The organism is Tenacibaculum sp. 190130A14a (assembly GCF_964048965.1).
Lineage (GTDB): Bacteria > Bacteroidota > Bacteroidia > Flavobacteriales > Flavobacteriaceae > Polaribacter > Polaribacter polynesiense.
In genome coordinates, this window is the sequence record NZ_OZ040189.1 from 2972560 (window position 1) to 2993749 (window position 21190).

General features: G+C 30.8%; 16 protein-coding genes. 7 read left to right on the forward strand and 9 right to left on the reverse strand.

Translation table 11 applies throughout. The annotated features are described in order from the left end of the window. Nucleotides 1-602: 602 nt before the first annotated feature. Nucleotides 603-1616: a hypothetical protein gene (locus ABNT22_RS13820; protein WP_348718784.1), complete on the reverse strand. Its 1014-nt coding sequence runs from the start codon at nt 1614-1616 to the stop codon at nt 603-605. A 69-nt stretch (nt 1617-1685) separates the two neighbouring features. Continuing rightward, nucleotides 1686-2969 (reverse strand): amidohydrolase family protein, encoded by a 1284-nt coding sequence (locus tag ABNT22_RS13825; protein WP_348718785.1) that lies wholly within the window; start codon nt 2967-2969, stop codon nt 1686-1688. Nucleotides 2970-3170: 201 nt separating this feature from the next. On the opposite strand from ABNT22_RS13825, the gene ABNT22_RS13830 reads away from it, so the two are divergent. Genes ABNT22_RS13830 through ABNT22_RS13845 form a run of 4 tightly spaced genes read left to right on the forward strand, consistent with a single transcriptional unit; the run spans nt 3171 to nt 7568 of the window. Continuing rightward, nucleotides 3171-3851 (forward strand): SDR family oxidoreductase, encoded by a 681-nt coding sequence (locus ABNT22_RS13830; protein WP_348718786.1) that lies wholly within the window; start codon nt 3171-3173, stop codon nt 3849-3851. 3 nt (nt 3852-3854) lie between these two features. Next, the gene (locus ABNT22_RS13835) at nt 3855-4451 is read left to right on the forward strand and encodes a SprT-like domain-containing protein (RefSeq protein ID WP_348718788.1); all 597 of its coding nucleotides are present in this window, start codon (nt 3855-3857) and stop codon (nt 4449-4451) included. 38 nt (nt 4452-4489) lie between these two features. After that, nucleotides 4490-5551: a mannose-1-phosphate guanylyltransferase gene (locus ABNT22_RS13840; RefSeq protein WP_348718790.1), complete on the forward strand. Its 1062-nt coding sequence runs from the start codon at nt 4490-4492 to the stop codon at nt 5549-5551. A 31-nt stretch (nt 5552-5582) separates the two neighbouring features. Then, the gene (locus ABNT22_RS13845; protein ID WP_348718791.1) at nt 5583-7568 is read left to right on the forward strand and encodes a translation factor GTPase family protein; all 1986 of its coding nucleotides are present in this window, start codon (nt 5583-5585) and stop codon (nt 7566-7568) included. On the opposite strand, the gene ABNT22_RS13850 is transcribed toward ABNT22_RS13845, so the two are convergent. Together ABNT22_RS13850 and lpxK are read right to left on the reverse strand one after the other, a co-directional pair. Continuing rightward, nucleotides 7565-8026 (reverse strand): GNAT family N-acetyltransferase, encoded by a 462-nt coding sequence (locus ABNT22_RS13850; protein WP_348718792.1) that lies wholly within the window; start codon nt 8024-8026, stop codon nt 7565-7567. The genes ABNT22_RS13845 and ABNT22_RS13850 overlap by 4 nt on opposite strands. Beyond that, nucleotides 8019-9059 carry a tetraacyldisaccharide 4'-kinase gene (gene lpxK, locus ABNT22_RS13855; RefSeq protein ID WP_348718793.1) on the reverse strand — a complete coding sequence of 347 codons (1041 nt, stop codon included), beginning with the start codon at nt 9057-9059 and terminating at the stop codon, nt 8019-8021. Before lpxK ends, ABNT22_RS13850 begins: the two co-directional genes overlap by 8 nt. 126 nt (nt 9060-9185) lie before the next feature. Between lpxK and ABNT22_RS13860 the strand changes: the two genes are divergently transcribed. The 3 genes from ABNT22_RS13860 to ABNT22_RS13870 all read left to right on the forward strand — a co-directional run bounded on the left by ABNT22_RS13860 (nt 9186) and on the right by ABNT22_RS13870 (nt 12033). Further along, a complete protein-coding gene (locus ABNT22_RS13860; protein ID WP_348718795.1) occupies nt 9186-10280 on the forward strand; it encodes a Nif3-like dinuclear metal center hexameric protein in 1095 nt (364 codons plus the stop codon). 3 nt (nt 10281-10283) lie between these two features. Beyond that, the gene (locus ABNT22_RS13865; protein WP_348718796.1) at nt 10284-11054 is read left to right on the forward strand and encodes a hypothetical protein; all 771 of its coding nucleotides are present in this window, start codon (nt 10284-10286) and stop codon (nt 11052-11054) included. 115 nt (nt 11055-11169) lie between these two features. Further along, nucleotides 11170-12033 carry a DUF2911 domain-containing protein gene (locus ABNT22_RS13870; protein ID WP_348718798.1) on the forward strand — a complete coding sequence of 288 codons (864 nt, stop codon included), beginning with the start codon at nt 11170-11172 and terminating at the stop codon, nt 12031-12033. Between the two features lie 62 nt (nt 12034-12095). Here the strand turns inward: ABNT22_RS13870 and ABNT22_RS13875 are convergent, their stop codons facing one another. The 5 genes from ABNT22_RS13875 to ABNT22_RS13895 all read right to left on the reverse strand — a co-directional run bounded on the left by ABNT22_RS13875 (nt 12096) and on the right by ABNT22_RS13895 (nt 21103). Next, nucleotides 12096-13925: a DUF349 domain-containing protein gene (locus ABNT22_RS13875; RefSeq protein ID WP_348718800.1), complete on the reverse strand. Its 1830-nt coding sequence runs from the start codon at nt 13923-13925 to the stop codon at nt 12096-12098. A 111-nt stretch (nt 13926-14036) separates the two neighbouring features. Further along, a complete protein-coding gene (aroE, locus tag ABNT22_RS13880) occupies nt 14037-14795 on the reverse strand; it encodes a shikimate dehydrogenase (protein WP_348718801.1) in 759 nt (252 codons plus the stop codon). After that, nucleotides 14776-15783: a DUF368 domain-containing protein gene (locus ABNT22_RS13885; RefSeq protein WP_348718803.1), complete on the reverse strand. Its 1008-nt coding sequence runs from the start codon at nt 15781-15783 to the stop codon at nt 14776-14778. Before ABNT22_RS13885 ends, aroE begins: the two co-directional genes overlap by 20 nt. A gap of 34 nt (nt 15784-15817) precedes the next feature. Next, the gene (locus tag ABNT22_RS13890) at nt 15818-16741 is read right to left on the reverse strand and encodes a DUF368 domain-containing protein (protein WP_348718804.1); all 924 of its coding nucleotides are present in this window, start codon (nt 16739-16741) and stop codon (nt 15818-15820) included. After that, on the reverse strand, nt 16742-21103 hold the full coding sequence (locus ABNT22_RS13895) for a translocation/assembly module TamB domain-containing protein (RefSeq protein WP_348718805.1): 4362 nt from the start codon (nt 21101-21103) through the stop codon (nt 16742-16744). Nucleotides 21104-21190: the final 87 nt, after the last annotated feature.

Here is a 21190-nt window from a genome sequence, read left to right on the forward strand (position 1 = left end):
GATTAAACATGTCATTCATCTAAACTCCAAAAACTACTTTTCAAAACTTACCTATTTTTATAATATAGTTAGATATTTCATGGTTAGTATATAAGGTAGAAAGAACTATTTATTGTTAGCAAAGCAATTAATAGTTCTTTCTTTTTAGTACTTATCCTTAAAAATTTTACAATTAGCATCTTTCTTCACAACCCATACTAAGTCAATATCATCTTAACAAGCAAGAAAACACAATTAAACTTATCTATATAATTATACCACTCAACAAGTAAGCACTACTATTAAACGAATACCAAAACCACTACCTGTCAATAAATTATATCTTTATTACAGATAAATTTTCATTGTTAAAATTTATAAGTTTGGTTAGTTTTTAGTAGGGTTATTTATATACTTCATATAAGTAACCCTTTTTTGATTCAAATACCTTGCACAACTATAGTTTACAACCATTCAACTCTACAAAGATGTCATTCGTCTAATCTTAAAAACAACAAAGAATAACATACCTACCTTTAAGGTATAATTGACATATTTTCATGATTATTAATTTATAGGGAATTAAGAGCTATTTATTGTCTAGGGAGCAGTAAATAGCTTTTTTACTGATTAATTATAGTATTTATTTTTGACACAAAAGTTTCCTTCTTATCTATATGCAATGCCAAAGACGTTGCCTTCTTTGTAACCCCATAAAAGCTTTCAAAACGAATCTCTTTATTAAAGTGAACAATTACATTATGTCCTCCTGCCCTTCCTATTGGAGCAAAGAATTTAATTGGTGATTTTTCAGGAATCTCCTTACTATTCATTTCTATGCTCGCTATTTGATCTACAGAAATTCTTGCGTTTGCTAAAATTCCAAACCTTAAAACAAGTTCTTTCTTTTGTTCATCAATAAACATCGGTCTTTTAGCAAAAGAACGTAAAATTGCTATAATTTGTAAAGCAGTATATCCACTTAAAATAGCCAAAATAAAAGAACCACTCACATTTCCTTGTTTCATCATAGAATGTGTCACAAAAATCTCTATCACTACCACTAATAAAAATCCTAAAATAACACTCACTGCCATTCCGTCTTTGTGATAAGTATACTCATTATCATTAATTTGTCTTTTCTTCCAATTTAACAAACCATAATAGATTACTGCTATTTCTGAAGCAAAAACACTCGCTATTTTACCAGGTAAAATTTCTTTACAAGCAATATTAATGACATCAAAAAAATCAAGAGATTGATCATTTATTTCTTTTACTTTTTTGAGTATAGCTCTCCCTTTTAAAACAACAAAAGTGATTAAGCCCAATTCAATAACTGGAATCAAAAAAGTTTTAATGGTAGTTAAAAGCTGCTGTTGCTCTTTTGGTAATATAAAACTTGCCGTTACCAATCCCACCATAAAAACTGTGAATACTGTTATTTTAGAAACAGCTTTTTTTCGTATCAAAAGAAAATAAACTATGGGAATAGTTATCAAGAAATCGACAATAATAAAAGGAGTAATTTTAGGAATAAAAAAAGATGACTTCACCAACATTACTAGCGATAAAATCATCATTAATGGAATACCAAAAACTACTAAATTACTCCTTAGATTCAATGTGTTTTGCATAACATTTACTTTTTAAACAGTTCTAATTATTAGTAGTTTCTGAAGTATTATTGTTACATATTTTAGCATTTAATTTTTCTTATAAACTTCTCCATTTTTCATAACAAAAACGACATTCTCCATCGTACTAATTTTCTCTGTAGGATCTTCATTTACGGCAATAATATCAGCGAAAAATCCCTTTTCAATTTTCCCTATCTCATTTTCCATTTCTAAAATCTTCGCATTGGTAATGGTAGCAGATTGTATGGCCTCTATAGCAGGCATCCCAGCTTCTACCATATATCTAAATTCTTTTCCATTAATTCCATGTTCAAATACTCCTGCATCTGTTCCAAAAGCAATACCTACTCCCTTTTTATAAGCTCTTGCAAAGGTGCCTTGAATTTGTGGGCCTACTGCTAAAGCTTTAGGGACTACAATTTCTGGATAAAACCCCTTTACTTTTGCTTTTTCCTCTACTTCTTTTCCTGCAGTAATAGTTGGAACTAAATATGCATTATGCTTTTTCATCAGCTCCATCGTTTCATCACTCATATAAGTTCCATGTTCAATGGTTTTTACTCCTCCTAAAATAGCTCGCTGCATTCCTTCATCTCCATGAGCATGTGCCGCCACATGCATACCATAGTCTTTTGCCATTTCACAAATCGCTTTGACTTCTTCAATTGTAAACTGTGGATTATCTCCACTCTTAGCAACACTTAATACACCACCAGTTGCTGTTATCTTTATACAATCAGCTCCATTTTTATAACGTTGTCTTACTGCTTTCTTAGCATCTTCAACACTATTTACCACCCCTTCTTTTGGTCCTGGATTCCCTACTAATTTTCTACTACTACCATTGGTCGGATCTGCATGCCCTCCCGTAGTTCCTATAGATTTACCTGCTGTAAATATTCTTGGCCCAGGAAGCTTACCTGCGTTGATAGCATTTCTTAACGATATGTTTACCCCTGTTCCTCCTAAATCTCTTACAGTAGTAAACCCGTTTAATAGTGTTGTTTTAGCAAACCCAACAGAATTAAACGCTCTATCTGCTTCATTTAAAATGTATTTTTCTAATCTTGTTTTAGGGCTATGCTCTTTTTCGATGTGTACATGCATGTCTATAAGACCAGGCATTACCACTTTATCTTTAAGGTCAATAGTTACAATTCCCTTACCTCTTGGAGTTATATAACCATCGTAAACCATCATAATTTTATTTCCTTTAACTGCTATAGTTTGTTTCTCTTTAACAATTCCTTTTTCAGTATCAAGCAATTTTCCGCAATGAATATAAGTATCTTGAGAAAAGGTTTGTAAAAAACTAAATAATAAAACGAACGATAAAAGAATTCTCTTCATATGATGGATTTTCAGTAATGTTAGTAGTTTGTTATATACAACTGTAAAATTTGTATAATTTTTAAGTGATTATTCTTGATAAATGTAAGAATTTTTAAGTAGTTTGTCCTTTTAACTTCTCTTTGCTTACATAAAAGCATCTAAGATTTTTTTGATAGAACTATCACAGAAGTTAATATGCAACTTATTAAATTTAAACGTGTGAAACACATAGTAATTACAGGAACAAGTAGAGGAATTGGATTTGAACTAGCGCAACAATACGCTAACGAAGGACACAAAATATTGGCTTTATCTAGAAATACAAAACCTTTAGACATCGTTAATCACAAAAACATTACCACTATTTCAGTAGACTTATCTTCAGAAAAAGATATTAATAAAGCTATTGATTTTGTTAAAACTAAATGGAATCAAGTTGATATTCTTATCAATAATGCAGGTAAATTAGTAAACAAACCTTTTGAACAATTAACAACACAAGATTTTGAAGAAGTTTATAAAGTAAATGTATTTGCTGTAGCTGCATTAACAAAAAACCTTCTACCATTTATGAATAAAGGAAGTCATGTAGTTACCGTAAGCAGTATGGGTGGAATTCAAGGAAGCATGAAATTTCCTGGTCTTGCCGCTTATAGTTCTGCTAAGGGTGCAGTAATTACCTTATCTGAATTACTAGCAGAAGAATACAAAGAGCAACAAATAGCTTTTAATGTATTGGCTTTAGGTGCAGTTCAAACAGAAATGCTAGAAGAAGCATTCCCTGGTTATGTAGCCCCCTTATCAGCCAAAGAAATGGCTGACTATATTTTTGACTTTGCTTTAAATGGCAACAAATATTATAACGGTAAAGTATTACAAGTATCTAGCTCTACTCCATAACTCTTGAAAGAAACACTTCTTAAATACATTCCTGCCAAAGCAATTCCATTAGTTGAGTATTTAATCAACAAACATAAGGTACACTTAAAAATTGTGAGTCAACGACAAACCAAACACGGTGATTTTAGACGTTTACCAAATGGGCATATGCAAATTACGGTGAACAATAATTTGAATCCTTATCAGTTTTTGATGACTTTAATTCATGAGATTGCACATCATGTCACCTATCAAAAATTTGGAAAAGTTCAACCACATGGAAAAGAGTGGAAAACGGTTTTTCAGCATTTAATGTTACCATTTCTTCGTCCCGAAATTTACCCCAAAGAAATGCTACCTTATTTAGCAAACCACTTCAAAAACCCGAAAGCAAGTACTGATGCTGATGCTAAATTATCTCTAGCTTTAAGAGGAGGTATGGCTGAAAACGGAAAGAATTTTATCTTTGAAATTCCTAATGGAAGTGTTTTTCAGTTTAAAAACACACTTTATAAAAAAGGGAGTATTAGAAGAACACGTTACGAATGTTTAAATTTAGACAATAAACGAGTGTATCTTTTTAATCAGAATGCAGAAGTAATATTAATCCCCTCTAAATAATAATATTCTTGTTTTTACAAGAATGACAATACAAGTTTATGAATAATAACTATTACGCAGTAATCATGGCAGGAGGTGTTGGTTCGAGATTTTGGCCAGTTAGCACCCAAGAATTTCCGAAACAGTTTCATGACATGCTCGGTACAGGAGAATCTCTTATTCAACGTACATATAATAGGATAGAGCGCTTGATTCCTTCAGAAAATATATTAATAGCTACGAATAAACGCTATGAGCAGCTCGTTTTCGAACAATTACCTAAAGTTACTCATCAACAATTATTACTTGAACCTGCAATGCGTAATACAGCTCCTTGTATTTTATATGCCGCTTTAAAAATATATCAACAAAATCCAAATGGTGTTATGTTAGTAGCTCCATCGGATCATTGGATAGAAAATGAGAAGGAGTTTACAGAAAATATTAAAACATCATTCGATGCTTGCGCTCAACAAGATATTTTAATGACCTTGGGTATTCAACCTAATTCCCCAAATACTGGATATGGATACATTCAATTTGAAAATAATTCTTCAGAAATTAAAAAAGTAAAAAACTTTACCGAAAAACCAGATTTAGTAACTGCTAAACAGTTTATAGAAAGTGGTGATTACCTGTGGAATGCAGGAATTTTTGTTTGGTCAGTTCAAAGTATTTTAAACGCTTTTAAAATCCATTTACCAGAAATGGTTGCTATTTTAGATGATGGATCTAATGTATACAACACCGATTTTGAAGATGATTTTATACGTAGTAATTATGAAAAATGTGAAAACATTTCTATTGATTACGGAATCATGGAACGTTCGAATAATGTTCATGTATTGCCTGTTAGCTTTGGATGGAATGATTTAGGTACATGGGGTTCTTTGTATCAGAAATTAGAAAAAGACAATAGTCAAAATGCTACTGTTGGAGCAAACACTTTATTAAGAGATGCTCAAGGAAATATGATTAGTACAACATCTGGAAAGAAAGTGATCATTCAAGGCTTACATGATTTTATCATTGTTGAAAAAGACGATGTTATTTTAATTTGTCCTCGTAAAGATGAACAAGACATTAAACAAATTAGTACTGCTGCTAAAGAGCAATTCTAGTTTCTTTTCTATTTATTCGGAATAATACTATATGAACTACGATCAAATTCTAAATATTGGAATTCTTGCACATGTTGATGCTGGTAAAACTACTTTAACCGAACACTTACTATACCATTCAGGAGCTATTAGAAATATTGGGAGTGTAGATAAAGGGTCTACCATAACTGATAGTATGGCCTTGGAAAAAGAACGAGGAATCTCTATTAAAGCTACTACAACTTCTTTTATTTGGAATAACACAAAAATTAATCTAATTGATACTCCTGGGCACGTTGACTTTTCTAGTGAAGTAGCTAGAACTTTATGTGTGGTAGACGCTGTTGTATTAGTTGTTTCAGCTGTTGAAGGAGTACAAGCACATACTTTAACAATTTCAGACGCTCTTCAAAAATTAAAAATTCCAACTATAATTTTCATTAACAAAATTGATCGTCAAGGTGCAGACAGTGAAGAAGTATTAAAACAAATAAAAAAAGAACTACAGTTTAAAACAGCACCTATTTACACAAGCCAAAATGATGGTTTAGATATTGCCAACATACAACCTGTTTTTCATAATGAAATTATAAGTAAAGAAGAAAAGGAACTGCTTTTAGAAGAACTAGTAGAAACAGATGAAACATTATTAGAACAATATTTAAATGGTATAAATGTTTCAGATGAAACCTTTATAGATGCTGTTGTTAAAAATACTAGCAATGCCAATATCGTTCCAGTATTTACTGGAATTGCTAAAAACAATATTGGCGTAGAAGAGCTTTTAGATGGATTGACTTGTTTTATCAAACCTCAAAAGGAAGTAAAAACTGAAGAAACCTCAGTCTATGTCTATAAACTGGAGCATCATAAGTTACATGGAGCAATGGCCCATGTCAAGGTTTTTTCTGGTGAATTAACGTCAAAATCCGTTATTCATAACCATACGCAGGCGCGAGATACTAAAATAAATCAATCTAAAATTTTCCATCATACCAAACATATCGATGCTCCAATAAAAACAGGTGATATTGGAATTATAACGGGAGTTATAGATACAAAATCAGGAGATGTTTTAGGAAATCCTGATTTTATCCCTAAACTTCCCGAACTAAATACTCCTGTGCTCAGTGTTCAAGTATTACCAGAACAAGATCAAGATTACAATAATCTCGCTCAAGCGTTACAAATTATTGATAGAGAAGATCCTTCTTTACAATTTAAATGGCACAAATCAGAAAAAGAACTTTTATTATTACTCATGGGTGATATGCAAATTGAAGTACTTACCCATACCTTATTAGAACGTTTTTCTTTACCTGTACGTTTTACAGAACCTCAAATTGTATACAAAGAAACGATAAGTCAAGCTGCTGAAGGTTATATTCGTTATTGGATGCCAAAACCTTGTTGGGCAATTATGACCTTTTTAATTGAACCTGCTCCCTTAAATTCTGGAGTTACTTACCAGTCTATTGTTTCAAAAAATGATATTCATAATAAATATCAAAATGAAATTGCCAGAACTATTCCAAAAGCTCTTGAACAAGGATTACTTGGTTGGGAAGTAACCGATGTAAAAATTACATTAATTAACGGAGAAGATCATAATGTACATTCCAGACCCGGTGATTTTAATCTTGCTACCCCTATGGGTATTATGAAAGGTTTACAAGCAGGAGGTACGCATTTGTTGGAACCTTTAATGCGCTTTGAAATAAAAACCAACGAAGAATTTCTTGGTAAACTCATTTCAGAACTTACTACTAGAAGAGCTAGTATTGATTCTCCTAATTTTGAAAATGAAATTGTACATCTTACAGGAACTGTTCCTGTGGCCACTAGTTTAGACTTAAGTATTAGATTAAATGCTATTTGCGGTGGACGTTTACGTTTACGAATGGTATTTTATGGATATGATGTTTGTCCAGAAGGAGAAGGGACTTCTAAAACTTTTAAAGGGGTGAATCCTCTAGATGAGGCACAATGGATTTTACATCGTCGTGGTGCTTATAAGGCAGATGAACGTGTAATCTAGATATCTAGATACATCATTGATAAAAAACGGCCTGGAATTGAGGTTTCTAACTTTCCTTTTGTTTTAAAACCAAAATATTGATAAAATTTTTCAGCATTTGGATCAGAATCAAGAAGAACTTTTTCGTATTTCTGTTTTTTCAATTGATTTAAAAAATTATTCATCAAAAGTTTTCCATAACCATTACCTATATAAGTAGGTTCAACAAATAAATAGTTTAATTTAGCTACTTTACTTTTTTCTTCTTCGTAAGAATAAAACCCTATTAAATTATTAGAAATAGTGAGTTTATAAAGCTCTTTTTCCTCTATATATTTTGAAGAAATGGTTAATTTACTTCTCCATTTTTCAATTTGCTCTTCACCATAACTCCAATAATTCATTGAGCGAAGTGTTAACTCAGTAAGTGTTTCTGAATCTTCTTTTCGAGCTCTTTCTATTTTTACCTCTTCATTCATTACAAAGCTCCTTATTTATTTCATTTTTCACTAAGGTATCAAAAGTATTTTCATCTCCTAAAAATTCGTTTTTAATACCAATATAAACAAGGTTATTTAGCTTCCCTTCTAACCTTACATAGTCTTTTTCTGTAGTTACTATAAATTTATTCTTGCCTTCTAAAGCTTCATATTGTTGCTGAATCTTTGATACATCTGCTTCAGAAAAATGATGATGATCAGGAAATTTTATATGATGAAAATTGATCTTTCTTTCGTTTAGATATTGCAATAATGAACTCGGGTTCGCAATACCAGTTACTAAAACTACTTTCGACCTTGTTAAGTCCTTTAATTGAAGATTTTCTATTCCTCCCAAATCTTCATTATATACAATCCTACTAAAAAAGACTTCCTGATTTGGAGATGGATTAATTCTTCTAACCAATTCATCTTGTTCTAAAATTGATAATTTTTCTGGGCATTTAGTAACTACTATGGCCTTTGCCCTTTTAACTCCTCTCCTACTTTCCCTTAAATTTCCTGTAGGAAGTATAAAATCATTAATAAATAAATCATCAAACTTAGTTAGTAATATATAAGAACTTGCGGTTACTTTTCTGTGTTGGTAAGCATCATCTAATAAAACCAATTCTGGCGGATTTTCTAGTGTTAATAACTGCTCTATTCCATTAGTTCTATCTGAATCAACCGCTACATAAACTTCTTCTTTAAATTTTCTATAAAACTGCATAGGTTCGTCTCCTACATCTTCTGTTGTATGACTATCGTTAATTAACTGAAACCCCTTTGTTTTTCTCTTATAACCTCTACTTAAAACGGCTACTTTATAAGTCCCTTTTAATAATCTAATTAAATATTCTATTTGTGGTGATTTCCCAGTTCCTCCAACACTTAAATTTCCCACCGCAATTACTGGAATATTGAATTTTGTTGATTTCAAAACACCAGTATCAAAAAAATAATTTCTAATACTTGTTACAATATCATACAATACTGCAAATGGGTATAGTAAAATTCGAAGTAGTTTCATTAGATCAAAAGTAAAGATTATTTTGTCATAATGAACACTTAAGACTGTTCAGGTAAAATATATTTACAGTCTACAATCTTCAAAATAGCTAGTTTTGTTAACTTTGAAGTAACTAAACAGAACAAAATGCAAATTAAAGAAGTTACCAATTACATTGAGCAACTTGCTCCATTGGCATACGCAGAAGACTTTGATAATGTAGGCCTATTGGTTGGAAATTACAACACTACCGTTACAGGGGTTTTAGTTACCCTAGATACTTTAGAAGCAACAGTAGAAGAAGCCATCGCTAAAAACTGTAACCTAATTGTAAGTTTTCATCCTATCATTTTTGGCGGTTTAAAACGTTTAAATGGTAATAATTATGTAGAACGTGTTGTACTAAAGGCTATTCAAAATAACATCGCTATCTATGCTACGCATACTGCTTTAGATAATGTTAACAATGGGGTTTCTGCTAAAATGTGTGACGTATTAGGTTTAGAAAAATGCAAAACTCTTATTCCGAAGAAAAAGATTATTAAAAAATTAACCACCTATACCCCTACAAATGAAGCTTCTGACTTAAGAAAAGCCTTATTTAAAGCTGGAGCAGGAAGTATTGGAAACTACGAAAACTGTAGTTTTAATACAGAAGGAAAAGGAAGTTACCAAGGTAATGAAAGTTCCAACCCAACTGTTGGTAATAAAGGACAACTCATGTTTGAAGATGAAACTTGTGTTTCTGTAACTTTTGAAGCGTTTAAAGAACGTCAAATTCTAAATGCATTATATAACAACCACTCTTATGAAGAAGTGGCATATGAAGTAGTTACTTTAGACAATATCCATCAAAATGTAGGAATGGGAATGATTGGGGAGTTTAATTCTCCTATGAATGAATCTGATTTTTTACAATTTGTAAAAAGTACTTTTAAAACAGGTTGTGTACGACATTCAGAAAAATTAAACAAACCTATAAAAACAGTGGCTGTACTAGGAGGTTCTGGAAGCTTTGCTATTGGTAATGCTATAAAGGCTGGTGCTGATGCCTACATTAGTGCTGATTTTAAATATCATGAATTTTTTAAAGCAGAAAAAAGGATTCTTTTAGCAGATGTTGGACATTATGAAAGTGAGCAGTTTACAAAAAACCTTTTAGTTGATTATCTTAACAAAAAATTTAGTAGTTTTGCAATTATTTTAAGCGAAGAAAGTACAAATCCAATATACTATATTTAACAGATGGCAAAAAAAGAAGTAACGGTAGAAGAAAAATTAAGAGCGTTGTACGATTTACAATTAATCGACTCAAGAATTGATGAAATTAGAAACGTTCGCGGTGAATTACCATTAGAAGTTGAAGATTTAGAAGATGAAGTTGCCGGATTAAACACAAGGTTATCTAACCTAGCTGATGATGTTTCTAATTTAGAAACTGACATCACTAACAAGAAAAATGCTATCGAAGAATCAAAAGCATTAATTGCTAAGTATGGAGAGCAACAAAAAAATGTTAGAAACAATCGTGAATTTGACTCTTTAACTAAAGAAGTTGAGTACCAAGAATTAGAAATTCAATTATCTGAAAAGAGAATTAAAGAATTCAAAGCAAAGATTACTCAAAAGAATGAGGTTATTGGTGCAACTAAAGATAAGTTAGCTTCTCAACAAAAGCATTTAGATCATAAGAAGAATGAATTGAGTGCTATCTTAAAAGAAACTGAAAAAGAGGAAGAATTATTAAAGAAAAAATCTGAAGAGTTCTCACAATCTATTGATACTCATTTATTAACTGCCTATAAGAGAATTAGAGCCAAAGTTAAAAATGGTTTAGCAGTTGTTGCAATTGAGCGTGGAGCTGCTGGAGGATCTTATTTTACAATTCCACCACAAGTTCAGTTAGAAATTGCTAATCGTAAAAAAATTACGATTGATGAGCATAGTGGTCGTATTTTAGTAGATCCAGCATTAGCGGCAGAAGAGAAAGAAAAAATTGAAAGCTTATTAGCATAAGAAACAATTTTTCAACTTATATATGAAGCTCTCATTGTACAATGAGAGCTTTTTTTGTACCTCAAAAGTAAAGAATCTCTTATTCATACGTCTCAGTTATCATAACCATTACATTATGAAACTTATTAAAATATTATTACCAACCCTTTTATTGATTAGTAGTTTTAATTACGCTCAAATTACTAAGCCTAGTTTAAGTCCAAAAATTAAAACCCAACAACAAGTAGGTTTAGCCAACTTTACTTTAGAATATGGACAACCAAATGCACAAAACCGTAAGATTTTCGGATCATTAATTCCTTATAACAAATTATGGCGTACTGGAGCTAATAGCTCCACCAAATTTACCGTTGATAAAGATGTAAAACTTGCCAATAATACCATTCCAGCGGGAACATATAGTTTATACACCATTCCTAATGAAAAAGAATGGACTATTATTATCCACAAAAACAGTAAACTATGGGGTGCAGGAGGATACCAAAAAAATAATGACTTGGTTCGTTTTAACGTGCCTTCAACACATTTAAAAAGTTTTTTAGAAACCTTTACTATTCATTTTGAAAACTTTCACACCAACGGTGCAGATTTAGTAATTGCTTGGGAACACACCAAAGTAAAAATCCCAGTATTTGTAGATTCTGACAAAGCGATCTTTGATCAAATTGACGCCAAAATCACGAAAAACACTACTGGTAAAATACATCCTCAAACTTATTTCGACGCTGCCCAATTCTATTATCATAAAAATGTAAAATTAGAACAAGCTCTTAAATGGTTCAATAAAGCTACCGAATTACGACCAAATGCCTTTTGGTATGAATACTACAAGGGTGAATTAGCCTTACATATGAAAAAGTATGAAATCGCAAGAAAGAGTGGTACAAAGTGTCTGAAAGCCGCTAAAAACAGCAAATCTTCCGACTATGGCTATATTTCAAAATGTAGTTTACTATTAAAAGCCTTAGATAGTAAATAAACACAAAAAAGCCTTTAGCGAATTTACTGCTAAAGGCTTATATTTTTTATATGATTGGATTTTTAATAATTCAATCCTCTTAAATAATCTAATTTCGCTTGCCATATATCCAATTCGTCTTTGAAACCTTGGATTCCAGCACGTACATTCTTAACTAACGGATTATCTTCTGTAGCATTAGAAATAAAACTTAAGTTATTTTCTAACTGCTGCATTTCACGAACCGTTTCATCTATCTTTCTTCTTAAAAACAACTGTTCACTATCTAATTTTCTATAATCTTCCTGAGCTAAATACGTATCAACTACATTCTTAAACTTAAGCATTGCTATTTCTTCTCTACTTAAATTTTGCTTTTCTAAATGTGCATCAATAACCTTATTAAACTTACCATCTAAGTGGCGTGCATTTCTTGGTAAAAATCCTAAATCCTTCCATTGTCCAATAGCTTCTTTTACCTCATCTAAAGAAATCGATTCTTTTTCTTTTAACTCTTCAATAAAAGCTTTCTTTGCATCAACAACTACTTGTTGCTCTTTATTAAGCTCGTTCTTACGTTCGTGCAACCTATCAAAATAATGATTACAAGCACCTTTAAAACGATTCCAAATATCATCTGAATATTTACGAGGAACATGACCAATCTTTTTCCAATCAGATTGAATACGTTTCATTGTATTTGTAGTTTCATCCCAATCTTCACTATCTTTAAGACTTTCAGCTAACTCTACCAATTCCATTTTCTTTTTTAAATTGGTACTTTGTGCACTTTTTTCTGACTTATAAAATGCATTTTTTGCAGCGTTGAATTTTTTAGTAGCTTCTTTAAACTGTTGCCAGACAGCTTCACTTTTACTATAAGGAAGTTTTCCTATATCAAAATATTTTTGACGAAGACTTTCTATTTCCGTGATACTTTTTTGCCAATCTTTATGAGTTTTATTTCCAGAAGTATCAAACGCATTAATTTCAGCAACTACTAACAACTTAGCATCAATCATTTCTTGATACTTTGATTTCAAGTTACGATAATGGTCATGACGCTTATCATGTAATTTTTTCGTTGCAGCACTAAATTTACCCCATACTTCTTCTCTGTACTCCTTACTTACTGGACCTACTTCTTCTTTCCACATTTTGTGTAATAGTTGCAACTCTTTAAATGCAACATTTACATCTTCTATTTTTAAAAGACCTTCTGCTCTTTCAATTAACTTTAACTTTTCATCTAAATTATGTTTAAAGTCAAGTTCTCTTAAATCTTTATTAAGGTGTAATAAATCATAAAAACGCTCTACATGATGATGAAACGTTTTCCATGTATCGTTGTATTTTGTTTTAGAAACTGGTCCAATAGCTTTCCAACGATTTTGAATTTGTTGGAAGTCATTGTACATTGTATTAGAATTCGCGTTTTCAATTAATTGTTTTAATTCTTCAATTAAGGTGTTTCGCTTTTCTAAATTTTCTTTTAATTGTTTTTCTAGCTGATTGTAATATGCATCTCTTTTAGTTTTATATTCTCCTAAAAGCTTATTATATTCCGATTTTACAGGACTGGAAAATTGAAAATCTATGGAGTTACCTCCTTCAGCTAAAAATGCTTCTTTCTTTTCTGCTAGTAATTTTCCAAACTTAGAATTAAAGGCAAACTTTAAAGAATCAACATTTGCTTTTAACTGTTGAACTGGATAACTTTCAAGTAACTTTTGAAGTTCTTCTACTAATTTTTCCAATTCCATTGAAGCATAATCAAGCATCGGAATTTGATGTTTCTCATCATCCTTTTCAGCTGCATTTGCAACTTCATTCTCTACAACATCTACCGCATCATTAATTTTTTCTTGACTTTCTTGTTGAATATTTACCTTCTCTTCGTTGTTTTCTAACATATTTACAATGTTTAAGTTCCTTGAATTAAGATTATAAAGATAAGGATATTTGTAAAATAGCAAACTTTATTTTAAGGTAAAACTTTGGTTGCATATTTAAGATTATATCTACTATGAGTTCCAGATTCTCCAAGCCTTCTCTGCCTGTAACTCTAACATTTCATAGCCATTCTTTATTGTAGCACCCTTCTCTACTCCCTTTTGTAAAAAAGTTGTTTGCTCTGGATTGTAAATTAAATCATATAATAAATGCCCTTCAGTTAAATGCTCATATGGTATGTTTGGACAATTTTCAATATTTGGAAAAGTACCGAGAGGGGTACAATTAATTAATAATTTATACTCATTTAAAGTATCTTTTGAAATCTCATCATACGTTATTTGTTTTTTACCCTCTGGGCTACGAGAAACAAATTTGTATTTTATATTTAAATCATCTAATACATAAGCTACAGCTTTCGAAGCTCCTCCAGTTCCAAGTATTAACGCCTTAGAGTGTTCTTTCTTTAATAAAGGTTTAAGAGATTTTTTAAATCCGTAAATATCTGTATTAAATCCTTTAAGCTTTCCTTTCTTTGTAATTTTGATAGTATTTACTGCTCCTACTCTTAAAGCTTTTTTATCAAACTTGTCTAAATAATTGAAAACTTCTAGTTTATAAGGAATTGTTACATTCATTCCTTTTAATACTTTTTTGTATTCCTCTATTTTCTTTGGAAGTTCTCCAATTTCTTCAATATCAAAATTGATGTATTCATTATTCTCTAAGTTTTCCTTTTCGAATTTTGTATTGAAGTATTGGCGAGAAAATGAATAAGATATATTACGTCCTACTAAAGCAAAAATGTTTTTACTTTCTTTTTTTTCCATAATAATCGATAAATAGTATTAATAGTATTCCAAATAAAATAAACCCAATAGCTAACCATGTTTCTTTTGAATTAAACTCTGGCATAAACCTTTGGTAGTTTTCTACAATTTTATTTCCTTTTTTGTCAAAAATATAAGTTCCTTCGACAGTTTTGTATATTGTTTCTTTCCATGGCCATACATTTCCTAAAGATCCAGTTATAAAGCCTATAATTAGAGCTGTTACAATTTGATGCCATCGTTTTAACACGTAACCCAATACATGTGATATAGATACCAATCCAAATGCCGACCCTAAGGTAAAAACACTAATTATTTTCAAATAACGCACCTTTACTGCATCTTTTAACACTTCTGTATTACCCGATAAAAGCTGTGTGATAACACTACCTAATACATTAACGCTATCTACTAATAACAATACGTAATTACCTAATAAAATTAAAATAAAGGAACCTGATAAACCAGGTAATGTCATTCCAGATACACCTATGATTCCACATAAAAAGACAAACCATAAATTGTCATTTTCTTTTGCAGGGGTCATAAAACTTATGCTTAATCCAATTGCTGCACCCATTAACAAGAAAAAGACAGTCTTAGGTCTCCAATCTCCAAAATCTTTTGAAATATAATATATCGAACCGATAATCATTCCAAAAAACCACGACCAAACATAGAGTTCATAATTTTTTAAAAAGTAATCTAATATTAATGATACACTGAAGTAACTAAACATACTACCTATCATTACATAAGACAAAAACTCTAAATTAGTGTATTGTGAAAAGCTTTTAAAACGACCATTTAGCAGCAACTTAAATGCCTTTACATTAATACGCTGAAAAGTAAAAATAAGTTCTTCATAAAACCCCATCACAAAAGCTACCATTCCCCCAGAAACTCCAGGTACTTTGTTAGCTCCTCCCATGGTTAATCCCTTTAAAAATAGATTTACCTTTTCTAAAAATGTACGTTCTTTATACATACGGTTTGGTTGGTATGACTAAGGTACTGATTTATTACTGCTTTTTAACGGCTAATTTTTCTAAAAGTAAAATCATACCAAAACCTAATAATGCTAATAACGAAGCTTGAAGAATTTGCGGGTTTCCTTCAAATGAGAAAGGAGAAATTGACAACTCATTAAAAGGCACTTTTTCTCCATGTGAATTGGTTCTATAACTCAACACCTCTTTCCAAGGCCAAATTTTATTCAACGAACCAATAATAAATCCTGTTAAAACCGCTAGGGTATAATTTTTATAATTATTGAAAAGCCATTTTAAAACTCTTGAAAACAACAATAATCCAACTATAGCTCCTGTCGCTATTAAAGCAATTTTACCTAAATCTCTATTATTTACAGCATTCAACACTTCCTTATAAGCTCCCAACAACACCAAAATAAAAGATCCTGAAATTCCAGGTAAAATCATTGCACAAATAGCCAAAGCTCCTGAAAGAAACAAAAATAACGGTGATGAATTTTCAGAAACCATTGGGTTTAAAGTCGTTATTTTATAAGCTGCAAAACTACCTATCAATAAAAGAATAATGGTAATTACATTCCATTTAGTAATCTGTTTAGCAATGTAAATAACACTTGCCAATACTAACCCAAAGAAAAATGACCATAACATGATAGGTTGATTATCTAACAGCCAAGAAATCACTTTAGCTAATGATACAATACTTATTGCAATACCTATTAATAAAGACAACAAAAAACTCCCATTTAACTTCTTCCAAGCTTCTTTAATCCCTTGTTCCTTTAAAACTTTTAGTAACTCTAAATTTATATTACTAATAGACCCTAATAATTCTTCATAAATCCCGGAAATAAATGCTATGGTTCCACCAGACACTCCTGGAACCACATCTGCAGCTCCCATTGCTACTCCTTTTAAACTAATTAAGAAGTAATCTTTAATTGTTCGTTTCATTTAGTTTGATTCGTTATCTTTCTTCTTTTTTGATTTAAACTTGATTAAGTTACTCTTTTTAACTATTACAGAATCTTTTTTCTTTTCTTCTTTTTTCTTCTTCTTTTTCTTTAATCCTAATTTCTGACCTAATTCAGATAAATTATCAAAATTTACTTGATATGAGATACCAACTCCTTGCGTGTATCCTTCATCGTCAACATTATTTTGAATTTCATTTTGACGATTGAATACGGTTCCTCTTAATGTTCCTTCCTCATTTAATAAAACTTCTACTTTTACTTCTCCAACAACATTGGTTTGGGTATTTGTTCCAACTGGCACCCCTACTTTTCCATTTACAATAACTCTATCACTTAATTGAGTAGTTACAGATACATCAACTTGATCATCTGAGTTTAAGTTACCAACATCTCCTCTATCACCTTGAGTATACCCTACTCCTACTTGAATTTTATCATCTCCTTTGTTTAATACACTAGATAATATGCTAGTAGCAATTTCAGAAGCTGTTCCTGTAATACCAGATGATGCACTACTTCCAATGGCTTCTTCGTTATAAAAAGTACCAAAAGCCAATAAAAATGTAAAATGCTGCATTTTGGTATTAAGGTCATTTTTATTTAAGATAAATTCTAATTCAGAAGCAACTGTAGAATTTGCGTTTGGTATTTTAATATCGAACTCTTGTTTTGAATCGAAAAGTCCTCCTGTAATTTTGGTATATAAATCTATTGGAATTTTTCTACTCGAGTTAATATTATCTAATAACTGTGCTGGGTTTGCCTTTGTACTATAAACGGCTGTTAAATCTAATTCCGCCTCAAAAGGACTACCCGTCCAAGAGATAGTTCCTCCTTGTTGTACTTTAAATGGTTTTGTTATTCCGGGGTATCTAAAATTATATACTCCTTCATCTACAATAAAATCACCATACATATTAAACTTTCCTCTCGTATCAATTTCAATATATAAATTACCATCACCTCTACCTTTTAATTCACTTCCTGAAACCTTGTCTATTACTACTTGTGCAAGGGCATCATCAGTTACTTCAAGGTAAATTCTTAAATCCAATCCTTTAATATCTTTTAGTTGATTTTTATCAATTTCCTCTCCTCCTTCTGATTTGAAATGAATTAGTTTAAAATTATCAATGGTAGTAACATCGCTTAAAGGAATAACAAAAACGGTTCCTGGTTGTGTACTTCCATTTACTTCAATATCTAAATTACTAGTAAGTCCTCTTATCTTTGCATTTCCTTTTAAAAACCCAGTTCCATAGTAAGGAATTTCTTCTGATTCACTTGTATTAAGTATTAGCAAATTATCAGTATCTATATCTAATTTCATATACCATTGCTCAAAATTTTGATGGGCAATAGATCCTTTTAAACTTCCTTCCGTTTTATGCTCAACATCGATCAAAGTAATGTCATCAAAAATAAACTGTCTTCCATCTAACACAATGGAAGCATTCTGATTCAAATCAAAATCTACATTTAAATATGGAAATGCCAAACCTGCATTTTCTAGATTCAGTACTCCTTGTAAATCAGGATCTCTTAAATATCCTTTTGCGGTAAAATCTCCAGTGACTTTTCCTCTCAACTTTGACAATACATCTTCTCCTAATGGACTAAATGCTTCAATTTGATAATCTTTTAAAGAAAAAGCTAAATCTATAGTTGGTCTTTTCGCACTAAAATCAATTTTTCCTAATGCCGAGATGTTCTTTGCTTTATTATTAATCAAAGATAAACTCACATCATACTTTTCGAATGAATTTTCTCCCGAAACATTTAATGCCAAATCTCCTTGATAAAAATCATTGATATGAAAATTTTCTATTAAGAGATTTCCTCGAGGTGACACCTTCATATCTGCTTGTTTAAAATCAACAATTCCATTCAAATTCCCTTTAAGATTCAAACTATCTATTGGAGGAACAAAACTTTTGAGTTTAACATTGGTAAATTTCGCCTGCAAATCTTTATAAGTACTGTCTCTTAAAGCTCCTTTAAATTCTATTTTTTGATTTCCAGAAGTTAGTATAAATGGACTAATATCAAACTCACTTTGTTTTAAGTCAAATACTACTTTATTCTGTTTGTTATTCTTCGGGTTGATAGTCCAATCAAAATCCTCATAACTAAATGTTGATTTTTGGATTCCAACAACCGACTTTTTCAATTGATCTATAGTATAGTAAAAGTCCAAATTAAACTTTTCATTCTCTTTTTTCCCTCCCTTAAAAACCGATTTAAAAAACAGTGTATCCTTATGAGTTCTATTTAACAAGTTTAACTCTTTTACTTTATAATATGGGGTGTTTACAGCATTTGCTGTTAAGTGTGTATTATATAGTGGGTTCTTATTATCAATTCGTAAAAGAAACTTATCTACGATATTTGAATAGGCTTCTATCTTAGGAGAACTAAAAGTTAATTTCAGAGAGTTCTTATCTGAATTAATCCTACCTTTTAAACGTGTGTTTTCAGCAATCGTTACTTGAGGTAAAAACACATCAATAATTTGATTATGTATAGTGAAATCGAAATCCAAAAATTGTCCCTTAGCAACAGGATACGGTTCATAATTCGTATATACACTTCCCAAAGCATTTTCTGTGATAGGTAGTAACTCATCAAAAGTAAACTTCCCTTTTAACTCACCATTTACAATATCTTTAGATGTAACTCTTATTGTTTTGATACTATCTTTTACGGCTGATAATACTTCAAACTTTTTAAACTCATATGCTCTTTTTTGATTCGTATAGGTTAGATTATTAAATCGAGCTACTCCAATAATATCGTCTAAAGTGTTTCCCGAAATATCCAATTTCACTACACCCTTAAGTTTTGCAATACTATCTCTTGTAAAGAGATTTGTCTTTTTTAAATCTAGATCTGTAATATTTGCAGTAAAGTCAAACTTGTTAATTTCAGAAGAAAAATCTGCCAAACCTTGAAACACTAATTTAAAATTAACATCATCTGAATTTAAAAACCCATCAAACTTCTTGTTTTCAAATTGCCCATTTACCGTTAAATTTTTATACGAATACTCATTAAAATCTACTGTACTTACCTTTCCTATTATGGTTGTATTGATATTATCAACACTAAAACCACTTCCATTTACATCTGCTTTTAATGAGATTTTTCCAAGCAACGGATCATTCGTAAATATTCCTAAGTCAAACTCTTGAAATTCTACCTCTCCTACATAGGAAGCAAAATCGATATCATCTATATTGGTCAACTGTAAATCTGAAATAATAGCTCCAATTTCCGATTCAACATTAAGCGTAGCATCCATTTGTTCTGGAGTTACTTTTACCAAACCAGATAAATTAAAATCTCCTAATCTTTTAAACTCTGTAGGTAATGTTTTCCCTAATAAATTGGGAAGAACACTTTTTAACTGACCATAATTAGCTTTGACATTATCTAAATCTCCTTCAAAAATAAACCCTCTTTCTGTTTTCACAGCATTTACAAATGCCAAATCTCCACGTATTTTTAAACCATTTCTAGAATACAAATTCAAATGGTTTACATCAAAATTATTAAGCACTCCATTAAGTTTTCCAGTGAAATACAACACGTCATTACCACTTAACTCTCTGTATAACTTTGATAAATCTCGAACCGATAATTTACTCTTTTTAAAATTAGCGCTTATAGTTACTTTATCGTTAAAGTCTGCTAAATATTTTCGTTTATATGTGAATTTAATATCTCCAACAATATTGGTTTTATTGTCCGTTTTTAAGGAAGTATTATCAAAAAGCATATGCGTTTTGGTATACACAAAATCGGTGCTGAGATTTGATACAACCACACCTCTATTTTCTGTAAAATATAATCCTCTCACTTTCATTGAAACGTCTGGACCTACTATTGAAAAGTTTTGAAGATTCCCTCCTCCATTGGATGCAGAAAATTGTAAAACGTCTTTTTTATTAAAATCTAACAATTTGAAATTCAAATCATCAATATATACATTCGAAGTTTTTAAAGTAAATGGTGGAGTATTCGGATCACGAGGTTTGTCATCATCAAAAGTTTCTACAAATATGGATAAATTATCATTTTTTTCTCCCTTATATGTTTTTAAATGAAACTGTACTCCTTCAAGAGATAAACTTCCTAAATCAACACTATTTTCTAATACCTTTTTAGCATTTAAAAGAGACGTATTTAATTTATCTACAAAAATTAAAGTGTCTTTATGATGATCTCTAATTTCAATTCCTTTTAATTGTACACTTCCTAAAAAGGATAAATCAATTTTTTTTACAACTAAATCAATCCCTAACTCTTTATTTACCTTATTCGTAACAATTTTCCCCAATTGGGTTTGAACTGCAGGAATTGATAGTAATATGCACAACAGTAATAAAAAAAGTAGTGTATACTTTAGTATTCGAAATAGTATTTT

Bases quoted from the DNA above. Each gene is read 5' to 3' on its own strand.
- ABNT22_RS13820 (WP_348718784.1), bottom strand. From the start codon at position 1,616: ATGCAAAACACATTGAATCTAAGGAGTAATTTAGTAGTTTTTGGTATT.
- ABNT22_RS13825 (WP_348718785.1), bottom strand. From the start codon at position 2,969: ATGAAGAGAATTCTTTTATCGTTCGTTTTATTATTTAGTTTTTTACAA.
- ABNT22_RS13840 (WP_348718790.1), top strand. From the start codon at position 4,490: ATGAATAATAACTATTACGCAGTAATCATGGCAGGAGGTGTTGGTTCG.
- ABNT22_RS13845 (WP_348718791.1), top strand. From the start codon at position 5,583: ATGAACTACGATCAAATTCTAAATATTGGAATTCTTGCACATGTTGAT.
- ABNT22_RS13850 (WP_348718792.1), bottom strand. From the start codon at position 8,026: ATGAATGAAGAGGTAAAAATAGAAAGAGCTCGAAAAGAAGATTCAGAA.
- lpxK (WP_348718793.1), bottom strand. From the start codon at position 9,059: ATGAAACTACTTCGAATTTTACTATACCCATTTGCAGTATTGTATGAT.
- ABNT22_RS13860 (WP_348718795.1), top strand. From the start codon at position 9,186: ATGCAAATTAAAGAAGTTACCAATTACATTGAGCAACTTGCTCCATTG.
- ABNT22_RS13865 (WP_348718796.1), top strand. From the start codon at position 10,284: ATGGCAAAAAAAGAAGTAACGGTAGAAGAAAAATTAAGAGCGTTGTAC.
- ABNT22_RS13870 (WP_348718798.1), top strand. From the start codon at position 11,170: ATGAAACTTATTAAAATATTATTACCAACCCTTTTATTGATTAGTAGT.
- ABNT22_RS13875 (WP_348718800.1), bottom strand. From the start codon at position 13,925: ATGTTAGAAAACAACGAAGAGAAGGTAAATATTCAACAAGAAAGTCAA.
- aroE (WP_348718801.1), bottom strand. From the start codon at position 14,795: ATGGAAAAAAAAGAAAGTAAAAACATTTTTGCTTTAGTAGGACGTAAT.
- ABNT22_RS13885 (WP_348718803.1), bottom strand. From the start codon at position 15,783: ATGTATAAAGAACGTACATTTTTAGAAAAGGTAAATCTATTTTTAAAG.
- ABNT22_RS13890 (WP_348718804.1), bottom strand. From the start codon at position 16,741: ATGAAACGAACAATTAAAGATTACTTCTTAATTAGTTTAAAAGGAGTA.